The 15,026-nt window shown below is 65.3% G+C and carries 14 protein-coding genes; 7 read left to right on the top strand and 7 right to left on the bottom strand.

Translation table 11 applies throughout. The features are described 5' to 3' along the window. Positions 1 to 4: 4 nt before the first annotated feature. Positions 5 to 1,471 carry a DNA recombination protein RmuC gene (locus ACIGJG_RS11985; protein ID WP_483672385.1) on the top strand — a complete coding sequence of 489 codons (1,467 nt, stop codon included), beginning with the start codon at positions 5 to 7 and terminating at the stop codon, positions 1,469 to 1,471. 42 nt (positions 1,472 to 1,513) lie between these two features. Here the strand turns inward: ACIGJG_RS11985 and ACIGJG_RS11980 are convergent, their stop codons facing one another. From ACIGJG_RS11980 to ACIGJG_RS11960, 5 genes are all read right to left on the bottom strand, one after another. Then, a complete protein-coding gene (locus tag ACIGJG_RS11980; RefSeq protein ID WP_011298433.1) occupies positions 1,514 to 1,798 on the bottom strand; it encodes a hypothetical protein in 285 nt (94 codons plus the stop codon). Between the two features lie 162 nt (positions 1,799 to 1,960). Continuing rightward, complete coding sequence (moeA, locus tag ACIGJG_RS11975) at positions 1,961 to 3,250, bottom strand: molybdopterin molybdotransferase MoeA (protein ID WP_483672384.1); 1,290 nt, start codon at positions 3,248 to 3,250, stop codon at positions 1,961 to 1,963. A gap of 15 nt (positions 3,251 to 3,265) precedes the next feature. Beyond that, the gene (gene mobA / locus ACIGJG_RS11970) at positions 3,266 to 3,865 is read right to left on the bottom strand and encodes a molybdenum cofactor guanylyltransferase MobA (protein WP_483672383.1); all 600 of its coding nucleotides are present in this window, start codon (positions 3,863 to 3,865) and stop codon (positions 3,266 to 3,268) included. 22 nt (positions 3,866 to 3,887) lie between these two features. Further along, the gene (gene moaA, locus ACIGJG_RS11965) at positions 3,888 to 5,012 is read right to left on the bottom strand and encodes a GTP 3',8-cyclase MoaA (protein WP_041679660.1); all 1,125 of its coding nucleotides are present in this window, start codon (positions 5,010 to 5,012) and stop codon (positions 3,888 to 3,890) included. A gap of 167 nt (positions 5,013 to 5,179) precedes the next feature. Continuing rightward, positions 5,180 to 8,308 carry an Rne/Rng family ribonuclease gene (locus tag ACIGJG_RS11960; RefSeq protein WP_011298429.1) on the bottom strand — a complete coding sequence of 1,043 codons (3,129 nt, stop codon included), beginning with the start codon at positions 8,306 to 8,308 and terminating at the stop codon, positions 5,180 to 5,182. Between the two features lie 772 nt (positions 8,309 to 9,080). Between ACIGJG_RS11960 and ACIGJG_RS11955 the strand changes: the two genes are divergently transcribed. The 4 genes from ACIGJG_RS11955 to ACIGJG_RS11940 are packed head-to-tail and all read left to right on the top strand — an operon-like array spanning position 9,081 to position 12,418. Further along, entirely contained in the window at positions 9,081 to 10,139 is a 1,059-nt protein-coding gene (locus ACIGJG_RS11955; protein WP_483672382.1) for an RluA family pseudouridine synthase, read from the top strand. Next, the gene (locus tag ACIGJG_RS11950; protein ID WP_220630904.1) at positions 10,120 to 10,779 is read left to right on the top strand and encodes an HAD-IA family hydrolase; all 660 of its coding nucleotides are present in this window, start codon (positions 10,120 to 10,122) and stop codon (positions 10,777 to 10,779) included. The genes ACIGJG_RS11955 and ACIGJG_RS11950 overlap by 20 nt, the downstream gene beginning before the upstream one ends. After that, on the top strand, positions 10,772 to 11,176 hold the full coding sequence (locus ACIGJG_RS11945) for a Rieske (2Fe-2S) protein (RefSeq protein WP_011298426.1): 405 nt from the start codon (positions 10,772 to 10,774) through the stop codon (positions 11,174 to 11,176). The genes ACIGJG_RS11950 and ACIGJG_RS11945 overlap by 8 nt, the downstream gene beginning before the upstream one ends. 57 nt (positions 11,177 to 11,233) lie before the next feature. Next, a complete protein-coding gene (locus ACIGJG_RS11940) occupies positions 11,234 to 12,418 on the top strand; it encodes a S49 family peptidase (RefSeq protein WP_011298425.1) in 1,185 nt (394 codons plus the stop codon). 65 nt (positions 12,419 to 12,483) lie between these two features. Here the strand turns inward: ACIGJG_RS11940 and ACIGJG_RS11935 are convergent, their stop codons facing one another. Together ACIGJG_RS11935 and ACIGJG_RS11930 are read right to left on the bottom strand one after the other, a co-directional pair. Then, complete coding sequence (locus ACIGJG_RS11935; RefSeq protein ID WP_041679659.1) at positions 12,484 to 13,215, bottom strand: SAM-dependent methyltransferase; 732 nt, start codon at positions 13,213 to 13,215, stop codon at positions 12,484 to 12,486. A gap of 14 nt (positions 13,216 to 13,229) precedes the next feature. Further along, on the bottom strand, positions 13,230 to 13,829 hold the full coding sequence (locus tag ACIGJG_RS11930; protein WP_011298423.1) for a Maf-like protein: 600 nt from the start codon (positions 13,827 to 13,829) through the stop codon (positions 13,230 to 13,232). Between the two features lie 168 nt (positions 13,830 to 13,997). Between ACIGJG_RS11930 and ACIGJG_RS11925 the strand changes: the two genes are divergently transcribed. After that, the gene (locus ACIGJG_RS11925) at positions 13,998 to 14,591 is read left to right on the top strand and encodes a DUF177 domain-containing protein (RefSeq protein ID WP_483673077.1); all 594 of its coding nucleotides are present in this window, start codon (positions 13,998 to 14,000) and stop codon (positions 14,589 to 14,591) included. 120 nt (positions 14,592 to 14,711) lie between these two features. Beyond that, positions 14,712 to 14,891: a 50S ribosomal protein L32 gene (gene rpmF, locus ACIGJG_RS11920; RefSeq protein ID WP_008644820.1), complete on the top strand. Its 180-nt coding sequence runs from the start codon at positions 14,712 to 14,714 to the stop codon at positions 14,889 to 14,891. Positions 14,892 to 15,026 lie beyond the last annotated feature (135 nt).

The following is a 15,026-nucleotide window of genomic DNA, read 5'->3' as shown; positions in this document are numbered from 1 at the left end:
ACTCATGACCTGGATTCCCTTGCTGACGCTGGGCGTAGCGCTGCTGGCGCTCGCCCTGCTTGTTGTTCTGCTGCTGCGCCAGCAGGCGACACCTACCGCGGCTGAGGAGCTGATGCGCGAGCTTGCCGATACTCGAACCGATAGCCAGCGCGGCATGGAGCGGCTCGAGCGCGAACTGCGCAACGACGTGGCCGAAGCCGCGCGCGGCGGCCGTTCGGAGTCTGCCCAGCAGATGCTGCGCTTCCAGCAGACGCTGTCGTCGCAACTGACCAGCATCGCAACGCTGCAGAACAACCAGATCGACACCTTTGCCCAGCAGCTCGCCAAGCTGACGGAATCGAACACGCAGCAGCTCGAACACGTCAGGCAGAACCTGCTGCTGCAGGGGCAGCAGGCGCGTGACGAGCAGGCGGTGTCGCTGCGCCGCTTTGGCGACGGCCTGCAGCAGCAGCTTGCGCAGATGTCGGAAGCCAACGAACGCCGGTTGGCGGAAGTCCGCACGACGCTCGAGCAGAAGCTGCGCGATATCGAGGCGAACAATGCCGCCAAGCTGGACGAGATGCGTCGGACCGTCGACGAGAAGCTGCATGCGACGCTGGAGCAGCGGCTCGGCGAATCGTTCAAGCTGGTTTCCGAGCGGCTCGAACAGGTGCATCGCGGTCTTGGCGAGATGCAGATGCTCGCGCAGGGCGTGGGGGACCTGAAGAAGGTGCTCACCAACGTGAAGTCGCGCGGCACGTGGGGCGAGGTGCAGCTAGAAATGCTGCTCGAACAGATGCTGACGCCGGATCAGTACGGCAAGAATGTGGAAACTGTGCGCAACTCGGGCGCACGCGTAGAGTTTGCCATCCGTCTGCCGGGCAAGGATCCCGCACAGGGCGTGGTGTGGCTGCCGATCGACGCCAAGTTCCCCAAGGAACAGTACGAGAGGCTGCTCGATGCCCAGGAGCGTGGCGATGTCGACGGCGTGGCTGCCTTTGGCCGCGAGCTCGAAGTGGCACTGCGGCGCGAGGCGCAGGCCATCTCGGAGAAGTACCTGTCGCCGCCGGCCACGACCGACTTCGCGATCCTGTTCCTGCCGACCGAAGGCCTGTATGCCGAAGTGTTGCGCCGGCCTGGGCTGACGGACGTCATGCAGCGCGACTACCGCGTGACGGTGGCGGGGCCGACGACGCTGACGGCCTTGCTCAACAGCCTGCAGATGGGCTTCCGTACGCTCGCGTTGGAAAAGCGGTCGAGCGAGGTGTGGGAAGTGCTGGGCGCCGTGAAGACGGAATTCGGGAAGTTCGGGGAAGTGTTGGCCAAGACCCGCGATACGCTCGAACGCGCGGCGCGGAATATCGAGCAGGCCGAGGTTCGCACGCGCCAGATGGCGCGCAAGCTGCGGACGGTAGAGGCTTTGCCTGGCGAGGCTGCGCAGCAGTTACTGGGCACGGCCGTGCCCGAGGTGCCGGAAGACGCAGGCGGCTGAGACCGGTCGGCGCGTGATGCGCGCCGGCCTTCGGGGGGCTGATCAGTGCTCCGCTTCTTCGGGAGCGAGTTCGCGTACGTGGACTTCGATGCCGCCAAAACGCGCGGCGACCCAGTTGTAGGCTTTGCAGGCGAGCCACAGCAGCCCGAATCCGATCAGCGCGTTCAGGATCAATGCACTGAACACGGTAATGCCGGGCAGGTCGCCGTAGCGGACGAACGCGACAAACAGGCCCAGCGAGACGATCGGCACCGAAAAGCACAGGTAGACCAGCACCAGCGCGCGGGCGGTCTTGACCGGGTGGAGGTAGGCAATCTCCTGATTCATGACGGGGGAGGACATTGTTTCAAAATCGTGCGGCAAGTGTAGCGATTGCCCGGACGCAAGCATAGTCCGGCAGAGAGGTGGCGTGCATTTCACCTGCCGCGGCTCGGCGGCAGGCATCAATATGCGGCGCAAAAACGACAGATCGGGGTGGGCGTGCGTCCTTCAGACCAGCCCGTCGAACAGCATCACGTCGACCATGTCGCCGGCCCGGACCGCACCCTGTTCATGGGCCAGCACGATGAAGCAGTTGGCCTCGCTCATCGAGCGCAGCACGCCGGAGCCCTGTTGCCCGGTGATGCGCACCTCCCACTCTCCGCCATCGGCGCGCGCAAGTATGCCGCGCTGGTATTCGGTGCGGCCGGGCTTCTTGCGGATGGCTTGGGCGCTGCGCACGCGCATCAGCGGCAGCGGCGGCACGTTGGCGCCCATCTGTCGATGCAGCGCGGCGCGCACGAAATGGTAAAAGGTCACCATGACGGCGACCGGGTTGCCCGGCAGGCCGAAGAGCAGCGCGTCGCGCCCGCCCGAAGCGATCCGCCCGAACGCCATCGGCCGCCCGGGGCGCATCGCAATCTTCCAGAACGTGACATCGCCGAGGCTGGCCATGATCTGCTTGGTATAGTCGGCTTCGCCGACCGAGACGCCGCCCGAGGTGATCACCGCATCGGCCGTCTCGCAGGCCGTGCGGAACGCGGCTTCCAGCGCCGCGGGGTCGTCGCGCACTACGCCCATGTCGATCAGATCGACATTCAGGCGCCGCAGCATGCCGTGCAGCGTGTAGCGATTCGAGTCGTAGACGCAACCGGCGTCCAGCGGCTCGCCGATCGAGCGCAGCTCGTCGCCGGTCGAGAAAAACGCCACGCGCAAACGACGGCGCACGCGTACCTCGGCGAAGCCGAGCGAGGCGAGCAGGCCCAGGTCGGCAGGCTGGATGATACGGCCGGCCTGCAGCGCGGACTGGCCGCGCGCGAGGTCTTCGCCGCGCAGGCGGCGGTTGTCGCCGGCACGCACAGTGTCCGCGGCAAAGCGGATCCGGCTGCCGTCTGCCAACACGTCGACGAATTCCTGCGGCACGACGGTATCGCAGCTATCCGGCATGACGGCGCCGGTCATGATCCGCACGGCCTGGCCCGCGCCCGGCTGGCTGCTCAAGCCGCCGCCCGCGAATGCGGTACTGACGACTTCGAGTTCCACTTGTCCTGCATCGGCGGCCAGCAGTGCACTGCTGGCGATCGCGTAGCCGTCCATTGCCGAGTTGTCGTGAGCGGGGACATCGATCGGCGAGATGATGTCCTCGGCCAGCACGCGGTCCAGCGCGCTGCGGATCGGCACTTGCTCGATGCCGCGCACGGGTTCGACCACTTCGCCGATGATGCGGTTGGCCTGGTCCACGGGCAGGGCGGCGGGATCGTAATCGGACAGGCAGGAAATGACGGATTGCAGGGATGGCATGGTGGGAACGGGCGTTCAGCCGGCTTCGTGCGTGCGCAGCTCGTCGAGAGTGTTGATATTGGCAAAGGCGCCAGCGTCATCGAACAGGACTTCCGCCAGCCGGTGCGACGTGGCCCACGTTTCGATCTTGCGCCCGCCGCCGTTCAGGTAGGCAATCAGGTTGTCCAGCATGCTGACCGGCATCAGGCAGAACACCGGCTGGAGCTGGCGGCGGCCATCCGTATCCACGGTGACCGGGATGGCCAGCTCCGCGCCTTCGGCTTCGATGGCCTGGGCAAGCCGCGGTACGAGGTCTGCCGGCAGGAACGGAGAATCGCATGGCGCGGTGACCATCCAGCCGGTCTGGCATTGCTCCAGTCCGGCCAGCATGCCGGCCAGCGGGCCGGCGAAGTCCGGCACCGAATCGGTCACCACCGGTACGCCGAAAGACTCGTAGGCTGCCAGGTTCCGGTTCGCGTTGATCATCAGCGCACCGGTCTGCGGCGTCAGGCGCATCATCGTGTGCATGGCCATGGGCGTGCCGCGCAAGGGCTGCAGGCCTTTGTCCGTGCCGCCCATGCGGCTGCCCCTGCCGCCTGCGAGGATCAGGCCGGTAATGTCGTCGCGTGCAATCATCGGAGGAAGGGAAGTCGGCGGGTCATCCACCGATGTATGACATTTCGATCTTGCGCTCGGCGCGCGCCTGCCGTACCGCCGGGTTGCTGCGCTGCTCCGAGTAATTGTCGGTGCGGCCCTGCCAGACCTGCGCGATCGCATTCGCAACCTGCAGGTCGCTGTAGTCGCCGCGCAGCAGTGCGCGCAAGTCATAGCCTTCGGTCGCGAACAGGCACAGGTAGAGGCGGCCTTCGGTGGACAGCCGGATGCGGCTGCAGTCGCCGCAGAACGCGTGCGTCACGCTGGAGATCACGCCGATCTCCCCGCCGCCATCGCGGTAGCGCCAGCGCTCGGCGGTTTCGCCGGCGTAGTTCGCCTGAACGGCCTCCAGCGGAAAAACTTCGTCGATGCGGCGAACCACCTCGGCGGACGGCAGCACTTCATCCATCTGCCAGTGGTTGCTGGCGCCGACATCCATAAACTCGATATAGCGCACGATGATGCCGCTGCCGCGGAAGTGGCGCGCCATCGGCACGATCTCGGCATCGTTGGTGCCGCGTTTGACCACCATATTGACCTTGATCGGCGCCAGCCCAACGGCCTGAGCGGTCTCGATGCCGTGCAGCACATCGGCCACGGCAAAGTCCACATCGTTCATGCGGCGGAAGGTGACGTCATCGATGGCGTCGAGGCTCACGCTCACGCGGCGCAGGCCGGCATCGCGCAGCGACTGCGCCTTGCGCGCGAGCAGTGACGCGTTGGTCGTCAGCGTCAGGTCCAGCGGCTTGCCCGAGACGGTGTCGATGCGCGCGAGCATTTCGACGAGCTTCTCGATGTTCTTGCGCAACAGCGGTTCGCCGCCGGTCAGACGGATCTTCTCGACGCCAAGGCTCACGAACAGGCGCGCGGTGCGTTCGATTTCCTCGAAGCTCAGCAACTCCGAATGCGGCAGGAAGGTGTAGTCCTTGTCGAAGACTTCCTTCGGCATGCAATACACACAGCGGAAATTGCAGCGGTCCGTCACCGAGATGCGCAGGTCGTGCAGCGGCCGCGCACGGGTATCGGCGACCAGCCCGGAAGGCTCGACCAGCGTTTCGGGGATGCTGGGCGTCATCGAGCGGTAGCGATGATCGCGCAGGTCGAAGATCGGAATGACGGTGTCGGTCATGGCCTGTGGGTGGGCGATGCCTCCGGCGAGCAAGGCTCGGGGGAACCGGATGCATTCTGGTGCCATTCTAGCCGAGGCGGGCCACCGGCATCGGGATTGCCCATGCACGAAAAAAGGGGACGGCCTCGGCCGTCCCCTTTTATTCTCCACTGACGCGGATGTGGTGCTTAGTGCTGCTCAGCCTTCTCGACTTCGCGGGCGCTGGTCTCGACCAGGACCATCGGGCCTTCCGGCAGCGGGGGCAGCGGCTTGCGTTCACGCGGCACGCGCGGCGCCGGAACGATGCGAGCAGCCGCTTCCTGCGCGGCACGCAGCTTTTCGCTGTCCGTGCTGACCCATTCCAGGCCGGCCGTTGCCAGCATCGGCTGCAGACCTTCCAGCGACTGGGTCGACGGACTGGCCGCAGCAGCGGCAACGGTGGTCACAGGCGCGGCAACCGGGACGGCAGGCGCTGCGATAGCCACTTCGACCGCCACAGGCTCGGCTGCGGCAGGCTGCACCGCCGGTGCGGCCGGTTCGACCGGTGCCGCTTGCGGAGCCGGTGCCGGCTCGGCCATGGTCACGGCCGGGATGACAGCCGGTGCAGTTTCGACAGCCGGGGCCTCGGCAACCACCGGCGCCGCCACCTGCGTCATAGCCGGTTGGGCAGCCACTTCAGTCACGGTGACAACAGGGGCAGCGACAGCTTCCACGGCTTGGGCCGGCTTTTCAGCGGCCAGCGCGACAGGTTCCACTTCACGCTCGTCGGCCACCGGGGCCGCCACGGCCGGGGCGGCACTGGCTTCGACGGCGACGGCTTGTGCGGCATCTGCCACGACCTCGGCGGACGTGGTGTCCTCGGCGTCATCCTGCGTGCCTTGCACCGAGTCGTCGCGTTCGCGGCGATAGCGGTTGCGACCGCGGCGGTTGCGGCGGCGGCGTTCCTCGCCTTCGCCGCCTTCGGTCACGGCTTCCGCGCCTTCCGGCAGTTCAGCGCGTTGGCCGGCCGGCTGGGTGTCTTCGAACGCGGCTTCCGGCAGGCTGGCGGCGGCCTGAATGGCGGCTACCGCTTCGGCCGGCGCGGCTTCGCCGGCTTCGGTTTCCCGTGCGTCGCCGCGATCACGCTGGCGTTCCCGCTGACGTTCACGGCGCTCCTGGTTGCGGTCGCGGCGGCCTTCCTGGCGCGCCTCGGCACGTTCGCCCTGTGCGGCTTCAGGCTGGCGAGCCAGCGCCGGAGTCGCTTGTTCACCCTGACGCGGCTGGCGGCCCTGGCGCTCGCCACGCGGCTCGCGCTGTTCCCGCGGCTCACGCTGTTCGCGTTGTTCGGCACGCTCGCCGCCCTGGCGCTCGACGCGCTCGCCACGCGGGCCGCGATCGCCGCGCTGGCGTTCGCCGCGCTCGCCACGCTCACCGCGTTCGGTACGTTCGCCACGCTCGGCGCGGTCCCCGCGCTGACCCTGGCCACGGCCTTCGCCACGCTGGCCGCGTTCACGACGGCCATCGGCGCTGCGCGCCTCGCTGGCGGCCGGCTTGGCCGGCTCCACGACGACCGGTGCAGCCGGGCGTGCGCCGAACAGACCCTTCAGCCAGGCGATGAAACCGCCGCTTTCCACGGGCTTGGTAGCCGGGACCGGCGGCGCCGCAGGAGCGGCTTCCTGGCGCGGCGCGCGCTCGGGGCGCGGCACCGACACGGGCGCCGGCTGCTCCGGGGTGATGCCCTTGACGGCGGCTTCCTGGCGCGGCTTGGCGTCTTCCTTCTTGCGGGCGCTGTAGCTGGTGTCCGCCTCCAGTTCCTTGGCGGCGGCTTCGGCCATGCGGTAGCTGGCCATGCCTTCTTCCAGGCGCGGATCGTCGTGGCGCAAGCGCTCCAGCTTGTAGTGCGGCGTCTCCAGATGCTTGTTCGGGATCAGCAGCACGTTGACCTTGAAGCGCAGTTCGATCAGGTTGATTTCCTGACGCTTCTCGTTCAGCAGGAAGGCAGCAACCTCCACCGGCACCTGGCAGTGGATGGCGGCGGTGTTTTCCTTCATCGCCTCTTCCTGGATGATGCGCAGCACCTGCAGGGCGGACGATTCGGTATCGCGGATATGGCCCGTGCCATTGCAGCGCGGGCAAGTGATGTGCGAGCCCTCCGACAGCGACGGGCGCAGGCGCTGGCGCGACAGCTCCATCAGGCCGAAGCGGCTGATCTTGCCCATCTGCACACGCGCACGGTCGTGGCGCAGCGCATCCTTCAGGCGGGTTTCGACATCCTTCTGGGCCTTGCCCGACTCCATATCGATGAAGTCGATCACGATCAGGCCGCCCAGGTCGCGCAGGCGCAACTGGCGGGCGATTTCGTCGGCGGCCTCGAGGTTGGTGCGCAGCGCGGTTTCCTCGATGTCGGCGCCCTTGGTGGCGCGGGCCGAGTTCACGTCCACGGAAACGAGGGCTTCGGTGTGGTCGATCACGATGGCGCCGCCCGACGGCAGCATGACCATGCGCGAGTACGCCGACTCGATCTGGTGTTCGATCTGGAAGCGCGAGAAGAGGGGCACGTCGTCCCGGTATTTCTTCACGCGGTTCATGTTGTCAGGCATCACCACGCTCATGAACGCGCGGGCCTGTTCGTAGATCTCGTCGGTGTCGATCAGGATCTCGCCGATATCCGGCTGGAAGTAGTCGCGGATCGCGCGGATCACCAGGCTCGATTCCAGGTAGATCAGCAGCGGGGCCTTGTTGTCGCCTGCGGCGCCGTCGATGGCCTTCCACAGTTGCAGCAGGTAGTTCAGGTCCCACTGCAGTTCCTCGGCCGAGCGGCCGATGCCGGCGGTACGGGCGATGATGCTCATGCCGTCCGGTACCTGCAGCTGCGACATGGTTTCGCGCAGTTCCTGGCGATCTTCGCCCTCGATGCGGCGCGACACGCCGCCGCCGCGCGGGTTGTTGGGCATCAGCACCAGGTAGCGGCCAGCCAGCGAGATGAACGTAGTCAGGGCCGCGCCCTTGTTGCCGCGCTCTTCCTTCTCGACCTGGACGATCAGTTCCTGGCCTTCGTGCAGGGCGTCCTGGATGCGCGCGTTGCGCACATCGATGCCTTCCTTGAAGAAGGCGCGGGCCACTTCCTTGAACGGCAGGAAGCCGTGGCGTTCTTCGCCGTAGTTGACGAAGCAGGCTTCCAGCGAGGGTTCGATGCGGGTGATGACACCCTTGTAGATGTTGCCCTTGCGCTGTTCGCGCCCGGCAGTTTCGATGTCGATATCGATCAGCTTCTGACCGTCGACGATGGCGACGCGCAACTCCTCCTGTTGCGTCGCGTTGAACAGCATGCGTTTCATCGCAATACCTCACTCCAGTGTCGCGGATTCACCGTCAAGCGGTGTCCGCGGCTATCGATGAAGCACGCAAGGGAGCGAAGCGAGGCGCGAGAATTGCCGAAAAGCGCCAGATTGCGTTGGAACACAACCGGCTGGGCGCGGGTGAAAGAAAGGCGACGACGCCGGGAGGACGTCCGCGTGGCGGGAGAGAACACCGGCTGCTGCTCTTGTCGCAGACATCCGGCGCGTTCCCGGATGCCGGTGGCGATGCGGGGCCGGCACAACTGGCGCCGGCGGCATCGCGGCCGGCCACGGAAGGCCTGGGCGCGTCAAAGAGCAAGTTTTTCGGACACGGCACTGCGGCCATTTGCCACCTGACATCTCCTGGCGGGCGCACCTACTACTTCTTGGAGTTCTGCGACCGGGCGCCGGTGTATCTAGTCAGGGGGCAGGCACCGCCTGCCGGCCGGCACCGTTTCCCGGTGCGGCGGGACTTTCTCTCACCGAAGCGGATGCCACGTGGCATCCGCCTTTGAATTCTGTATTACCTGAACACTTTGTTCCCACGTAATTGCCGGCCTTGCCGAAGCCACCTATGGGCGACTTCCTGCGCGCCGGCAACTGCGCGCGTGCTGCTTTGCCGCCATTTGCCCGTCTGGCGCTTTGCGGGTTACGCGAATAAGCGGGAGACGGAAGGGCTGGCGGCAGCCCCAAGTGTAAAATGCGATAAATCGCTTACACAGGTCTTGCGCTACCGGTCATTGGCCGGATCAGCGAGGAAATTATATTGAAAATGAATGAGTTACGCCATCAAATTGAAACAGGGACAAAGTCTGCGCCCGCGGGCCCCCAGGTGGCGTATGTCACGATTGACGAAGGCGCCGAAGGGCAGCGTATCGACAACTTCCTGCTGAAGGTTTCCAAGGGGGTGCCGAAGAGCCATATCTACCGGGTGCTGCGCTCGGGCGAGGTTCGCGTCAACAAGGGGCGCGTCGATGCTACCTACCGGCTGCAGATCGGGGATGTCGTGCGTATTCCGCCGATGCGGGTGGCGGAACCTTCAGAAACGACGCGGCATCCCGTGCCGGCAGCCGACTTTCCGGTGCTGTTCGAGGACGCGCACTTGCTGGTCATCAATAAGCCGGCCGGCGTGGCCGTCCACGGCGGTTCCGGGGTGGCTTTCGGCGTCATCGAACAACTGCGCAAGGCGCGGCCGCAGGCCAAGTTTCTCGAACTGGTTCATCGACTCGACCGCGAGACGTCGGGCATCCTGGTGCTGGCCAAGAAGCGCTCGGCGCTGGTCGACCTGCACGAGCAGATCCGCGGCAACAGCATGGACAAGCGCTACTTTGCCTGCGTGGCCGGCGAATTCCCCAACAACCGCCAGCACGTCAAGCTGCCTCTATATAAGTACAGTACGCCGGACGGCGAGCGCCGGGTCCGCGTCCAGGAAGATGGCCTTCCCTCGCATACCGTATTCAGCCGGGTCGAGGCATTTCCCGGCTTCACGCTGCTGGAGGCGGAACTGAAGACCGGCCGCACGCATCAGATCCGCGTGCACTTGGCGCATTCGGGCTATCCGATCATTGGCGACGAAAAATACGGTGACTTCGCGCTCAACAAGCAACTGGCCCGCGCCGGCGCGCGGCCGGGCATCAAGCGCATGTTCCTGCACGCGCACCGGCTGACGTTTGTCCATCCGGGTACGCGCGAGCCTCTTGTGGTGGCGGCGCCACTGCCGGACGAATGCACCGGATTCCTGCAACAATTGCGCAGCCAGAGCAATCAGGGCACTCCGAAGCCGGGTGCCTACCCAGCCAACAAGGAAACCAATGGCCAGGCAACAATTTGACCTGATCGTGTTCGATTGGGATGGAACCCTGATGGATTCCACCCCGACCATCGCAAAGTGCATCCAGCTGGCCAGCAAGGACCTGGGCCTGCCGGTGCCCGATGACAGCGCTGCGAGCCACGTCATCGGCCTGGGCCTCAAGGACGCGCTGTCCTATGCCGTGCCGACGCTGGATCCGTCTGACTATCCGCGTCTTGCCGAGCGCTATCGCTATCACTTTCTGACGCGCGATGCCGAGCTGGTGCTGTTTGCCGGCGTGCGAGAGATGCTCGAAGCCCTGCACGGGGAGCACTATTTCCTTGGTGTCGCAACGGGCAAGACCCGAGTCGGGCTGCAACGCGCGCTGGCCGCCAGCGGCCTGACCCAGTGGTTCGATGCCACGCGCTGCGCGGACGAAACCTTCTCGAAGCCGCACCCGGCCATGCTGCAGGAGCTCACGCGGGAACTCGGCCAGGACATGGGCCGCACCGTCATGATCGGCGATACGACTCACGACCTGCAGATGGCAGCCAATGCCGGCGCTCATGGCATCGGCGTGTCTTATGGTGCGCATCCCGAAGATTCCTTGCGTGCAATGACCCCGCTGCACTGCGCGGGGTCGATCGGCGACCTGACCGAATGGTTGCTGGCGAATGCCTGAGTCCGGTATTGAAGGCATGGCGGCCGCCCGGTTTCTGTGCCCGGCTGATGCGCTGGTGGATGGCGGGTCCGGCGTGCGCTTCACCGTTGAACTCAACACGCGCCAGGTTGGCGCGTTCGCGGTGCGTTTCGACGGCGCCGTGCACGGCTACCTGAATCAGTGCGCCCACGTGCCCATGGAGCTGGACTGGCTGGAGGGTCAGTTTTTCGAGTCCTCGGGCCTATACTTGATCTGTGCGACACATGGGGCGATGTACGAGCCTGATAGCGGACTGTGCGTTGGCGGCCCGTGCCGGGGTGCTTCCCTGGCCAAACTGCGGATCGAAGAGCGTGACGGCAATGTATTCTGGGTGCCCGAAGCGCCATATCATCCGGCCGACACGGCGGATAACGCGTAACTTGGCCAGGGTGCTGTCGCACCAGCCATTCCAAGAGCCTTTCCACGAGCCACTTGCATGACAGAACAGCAGAAACCGCCGCTTGGCGAATCGGGTCAGCCGGATGAACACGGGGTGGCCAGCCCGGCGGCAGCGCCGGAAGGCACGGGCAGTAACGGCGAATCGGAACGTCTGGAGACGGCTCACAAGGCCGACTATCCGCTCGAACGCGAACTGAGAGCCGCCGACGATGCCGCGCGCCGCGAGGCGGGCGAGCGCAAGGCGCGCTTGGAGGGCAGCAAGGCCAGCACGCCGGTGGGCGGCGGCGCGGGCTGGGAGCGCGATGTGCTTGAGAAGGTGCTGATGGCGACGCTGCGCGAACAGCGCGCCGCGCGGCGCTGGCGCATTTTCTTCCGCTTTGCCGTGCTGGGTATCCTTTTGGTGGTCTTCTTCGCGGTGTTCGATTTCAAGGGCGACAGCGGGATCGGATCTGGCCGCCATACCGCCATGGTTTCGCTGGACGGCGAAATCGCTGCCGGGACACCGGCCAGCGCGGAATCGATCAACGCATCGCTGCAGGCTGCGTTTGCCGACAGCAATGCGGCCGGCGTGATTCTCAAGATCAACTCGCCGGGCGGCTCGCCTGTGCAGGCCGGCATCATCAATGATGAAATCCATCGGCTGCGTACGCTGTATCCGTCCAAGCCGTTCTACGTGGTTGTGGAAGAAATCTGCGCGTCGGGCGGCTACTACGTGGCGGCGGCGGCTGACAAGATCTACGTCGACAAGGCCAGCATCGTCGGCTCGATCGGTGTGCTGATGGATGGCTTCGGCTTTACGGGTCTGATGGACAAGCTCGGCGTCGAGCGCCGTCTGTATACGTCGGGTGCCAACAAGGGCATGCTCGATCCGTTCTCTCCGCAGGTGCCGCGGCAGAAGGCCTATGCCGAGACGATGCTCAAGGAAATCCACCAGCAGTTCATCGATGTGGTGAAGGAAGGGCGGGGCGATCGCCTCAAGAGCGATCCTGAGTTGTTCTCGGGGCTGTTCTGGTCGGGCGAGCGCAGTGTCGAACTGGGGTTGGCGGACGGGCTGGGCAGTGCTGACTACGTCGCACGCGACCTGTTCAAGGCCGAGGACATCGTCGACTACACCGTCAAGGAGAACATCGCCGAACGCGTGGCCAAGCGTTTTGGCGCGGCCGTGGGCACGGCGGCGATGAAAACGATGCTCTGGAGCACCGGGATGCAGGGCATGCGGTAACAGGCAATACAGCGGGGCTCCCCGATGTTTTCGGGAGCCTTCCTCTTTTCTGTTTGCCTTGTATTTCAGCCCGCAAGCAGCGAAAAGATGGCGGGGCGCTTGTGCAGGTCCAGCCGGTCCGGCCGCCAGTCCGAGAGTGGCAGAGTGACGATGGTCTCCGTGGGCAGCGTGAGATCCACGGCAACTGACAGCAGCGTCGTGCCGGCACAGTGCTGGCGCAGCGCATCAAGCAGCGCGCCATTGCGATAAGGGGTTTCGATCCACACCTGCGTCTGGCGGAACTTGCGCGAATGCTGTTCCAGTTCACGCAGCCGTTTCGCACGCTCGTCCGGCTCCACCGGCAGGTAGCCGTTGAAGGCAAAGCTCTGGCCGTTCAGCCCGGATCCCATCACAGCGAGCAAAATCGAACTCGGTCCGACGAGCGGGCGCACGCGGATGCCGCGTGCGTGGGCCAGCCGCACCAGTTCGGCACCCGGGTCTGCCACGGCGGGCACGCCGGCTTCGGAAAGCAGGCCGCCGTCGCGCCCTGTCGCCAGCGGGGCGAGCAGGTCGGCCAGCGCATCGGTACGGGTATTGACGTTCAGTTCGCGGATTTCAATCTGCTGGATCGGGCGCGCCAGCGGGCATGTTTCGCCCAGCTTCTTGAGAAAGGCGCGAGCGGTCTTGGCGTTTTCCGCGACGAGATAGTCCAGTTTCGCGGCGATCTGCTGGACGCCGGCCGGGATGACGTCGGGCAGCGGGTCGGCTTCGTCGCGCTTGCCGAGGGTGTTGGGGATCAGATAAAGAGTGCCGCTCATCGTATGCGTACCGCTCATGCGGCAAAGAAGGGGTAACCGGACTGACGCAGCATCGACGTGAGTGCGATCAAGGGCAGGCCGACCAGCGCGGTGGGGTCATCCGACTCGACGCGCGACAGCAGGGCAATGCCCAGGCCTTCCGACTTCGCGCTGCCGGCGACATCGTACGGCTTTTCCAGACGCAGGTAGGCGTCGATTTCGGCATCGGTGAGGTCGCGCATGGTGACGCGGGTCTGCACATCGGCAAGCTGCGACTGGCCGGTGCGGCCATCTAGCAGACACAGCGCCGAATGAAATGTGGCCGTGCGTCCGCGCATCAGGCGCAGTTGTTCCCGGGCCTTGTCGTGGGAACCGGGCTTGCCCATCTGCCGGCCATCGAGCGTCAGGACCTGGTCCGATCCGATGATCAGGGCGTCCGGGTGCCGCTGCGCGATGGCCTGGGCCTTGTTCAACGAGAGACGCAGCGCGGTGGCTTCCGGCGACTCGCCGGCCAGAGGGGTTTCATTGATATCGGGCACCGCCACCTCGAAAGTTAGGCGCAGCCGTTCGAGCAACTCGCGCCGATAGGGGGAACTGGAGCCCAGGATCAGCCTGGGAAGCGGTGTTGAAGTCATAAGTGATTGAAGCGGAACAGGAATTCCATGGGCAATGCAGGCAAGGCCTTTGACCACAGGGCAGATTTCATCTTATAATCGCGCGTTTAGCTGCATCCGAATATCGGTTGCCTTGTTGCCGGTCAGGCGGCGGGCCCTGGGTGTGGCGAGCCAAGCATGAGCAGCAATATGACCCAGCCGATCGACCTGCGCGAGCTAGATCTCTTTGCGTTCTGCCGCAAAGGCAGCAGCGCAGCCGGCGAGGTGGCGGTGCGGGATTTGCCGCGCATCTTAGCCGAGACGGCCGCGCAAGCGCCAGCTTCTGCGCCCGACGAGGTATTCACCTATACGGCTACCGGCTTCGTGCATGAAGAGGCCACCGAGCCCGGCGCGCCGATGGTGCAGCGCTTGTTCCTGGAACTCGCAGTGAATGGCCAGGTCTGGCTGGATTGCCAGCGTTGCCTGGCGGCCTATGCCGAGCCTGTTGCCACGTCAATGCGCTTCGAGGTTTTCTCCAGCGAGGAAGCGGCCGATGCCGCGCCGATGGATGACGACGAGCTCGATGCAATCGCTGGCTCGAAGCGGTTTGCGTTGCTGGAACTGATTGAAGATGAGGTGTTGCTGGCATTGCCGGCGGCACCCAAGCATGCCGTCTGCCCGACCGTGCACGAGAGTCTCGTGACGGGCGTGGACGGCGAGGTGGAGCCTGAGGCTGCACCCGAAGAAGAGGAAAAGCGGCCATCGCCCTTCGCGGCGCTGGCCGGCCTGAAGACCAAGCACTGATGCCGCGATGCGGCACGACGCAAGGTCTTGCAGGTAGTGGTTGAAGCATCCGGCCGGGCCCCGGCTACGCCTAGTGCAGGGTGCGTGTGTTAATATTGAAAAATTCTCGAAGGAGTCATCATGGCTGTTCAACAGAACAAGAAGTCGCCGTCCAAGCGCGGCATGCATCGTTCGCACGACCACTTGTCGGTCGCCCCGCTGGCCGTTGAGCCGACCACCGGCGAAACCCACCTGCGTCACCACGTGAGCCCGAACGGCTACTACCGTGGTCGCAAGGTCATCAAGACCAAGAACGACTGATCGCTTCGTTCGGCGTGACATTGCGTCTCGCTCGCGCATGCCTGTAGATCAGAAACAAAAAAGCGGCAAGATCGTTGCCGCTTTTTTGTTGGGCGCTCGGGACGCGCACCGGCTTTTTGCCGGCGCCGATGCGTA

Source organism: Cupriavidus sp. C1SS-2L, from assembly GCF_057073735.1.
The sequence above is the reverse complement of the archived record's forward strand: the minus strand, read 5'-3'. Positions and strand labels throughout refer to the sequence as shown.

What these genes read in the sequence shown, in the direction of transcription:
- ACIGJG_RS11930 (WP_011298423.1), bottom strand. Translation starts at nt 13,829, where the DNA reads ATGACTTCAACACCGCTTCCCAGGCTGATCCTGGGCTCCAGTTCCCCC.
- ACIGJG_RS11960 (WP_011298429.1), bottom strand. Translation starts at nt 8,308, where the DNA reads ATGAAACGCATGCTGTTCAACGCGACGCAACAGGAGGAGTTGCGCGTC.
- ACIGJG_RS11935 (WP_041679659.1), bottom strand. Translation starts at nt 13,215, where the DNA reads ATGAGCGGCACTCTTTATCTGATCCCCAACACCCTCGGCAAGCGCGAC.
- rpmF (WP_008644820.1), top strand. Translation starts at nt 14,712, where the DNA reads ATGGCTGTTCAACAGAACAAGAAGTCGCCGTCCAAGCGCGGCATGCAT.
- ACIGJG_RS11945 (WP_011298426.1), top strand. Translation starts at nt 10,772, where the DNA reads ATGCCTGAGTCCGGTATTGAAGGCATGGCGGCCGCCCGGTTTCTGTGC.
- moeA (WP_483672384.1), bottom strand. Translation starts at nt 3,250, where the DNA reads ATGCCATCCCTGCAATCCGTCATTTCCTGCCTGTCCGATTACGATCCC.
- mobA (WP_483672383.1), bottom strand. Translation starts at nt 3,865, where the DNA reads ATGATTGCACGCGACGACATTACCGGCCTGATCCTCGCAGGCGGCAGG.
- ACIGJG_RS11925 (WP_483673077.1), top strand. Translation starts at nt 13,998, where the DNA reads ATGACCCAGCCGATCGACCTGCGCGAGCTAGATCTCTTTGCGTTCTGC.
- moaA (WP_041679660.1), bottom strand. Translation starts at nt 5,012, where the DNA reads ATGACCGACACCGTCATTCCGATCTTCGACCTGCGCGATCATCGCTAC.
- ACIGJG_RS11985 (WP_483672385.1), top strand. Translation starts at nt 5, where the DNA reads ATGACCTGGATTCCCTTGCTGACGCTGGGCGTAGCGCTGCTGGCGCTC.
- ACIGJG_RS11980 (WP_011298433.1), bottom strand. Translation starts at nt 1,798, where the DNA reads ATGAATCAGGAGATTGCCTACCTCCACCCGGTCAAGACCGCCCGCGCG.
- ACIGJG_RS11940 (WP_011298425.1), top strand. Translation starts at nt 11,234, where the DNA reads ATGACAGAACAGCAGAAACCGCCGCTTGGCGAATCGGGTCAGCCGGAT.
- ACIGJG_RS11955 (WP_483672382.1), top strand. Translation starts at nt 9,081, where the DNA reads ATGAATGAGTTACGCCATCAAATTGAAACAGGGACAAAGTCTGCGCCC.
- ACIGJG_RS11950 (WP_220630904.1), top strand. Translation starts at nt 10,120, where the DNA reads ATGGCCAGGCAACAATTTGACCTGATCGTGTTCGATTGGGATGGAACC.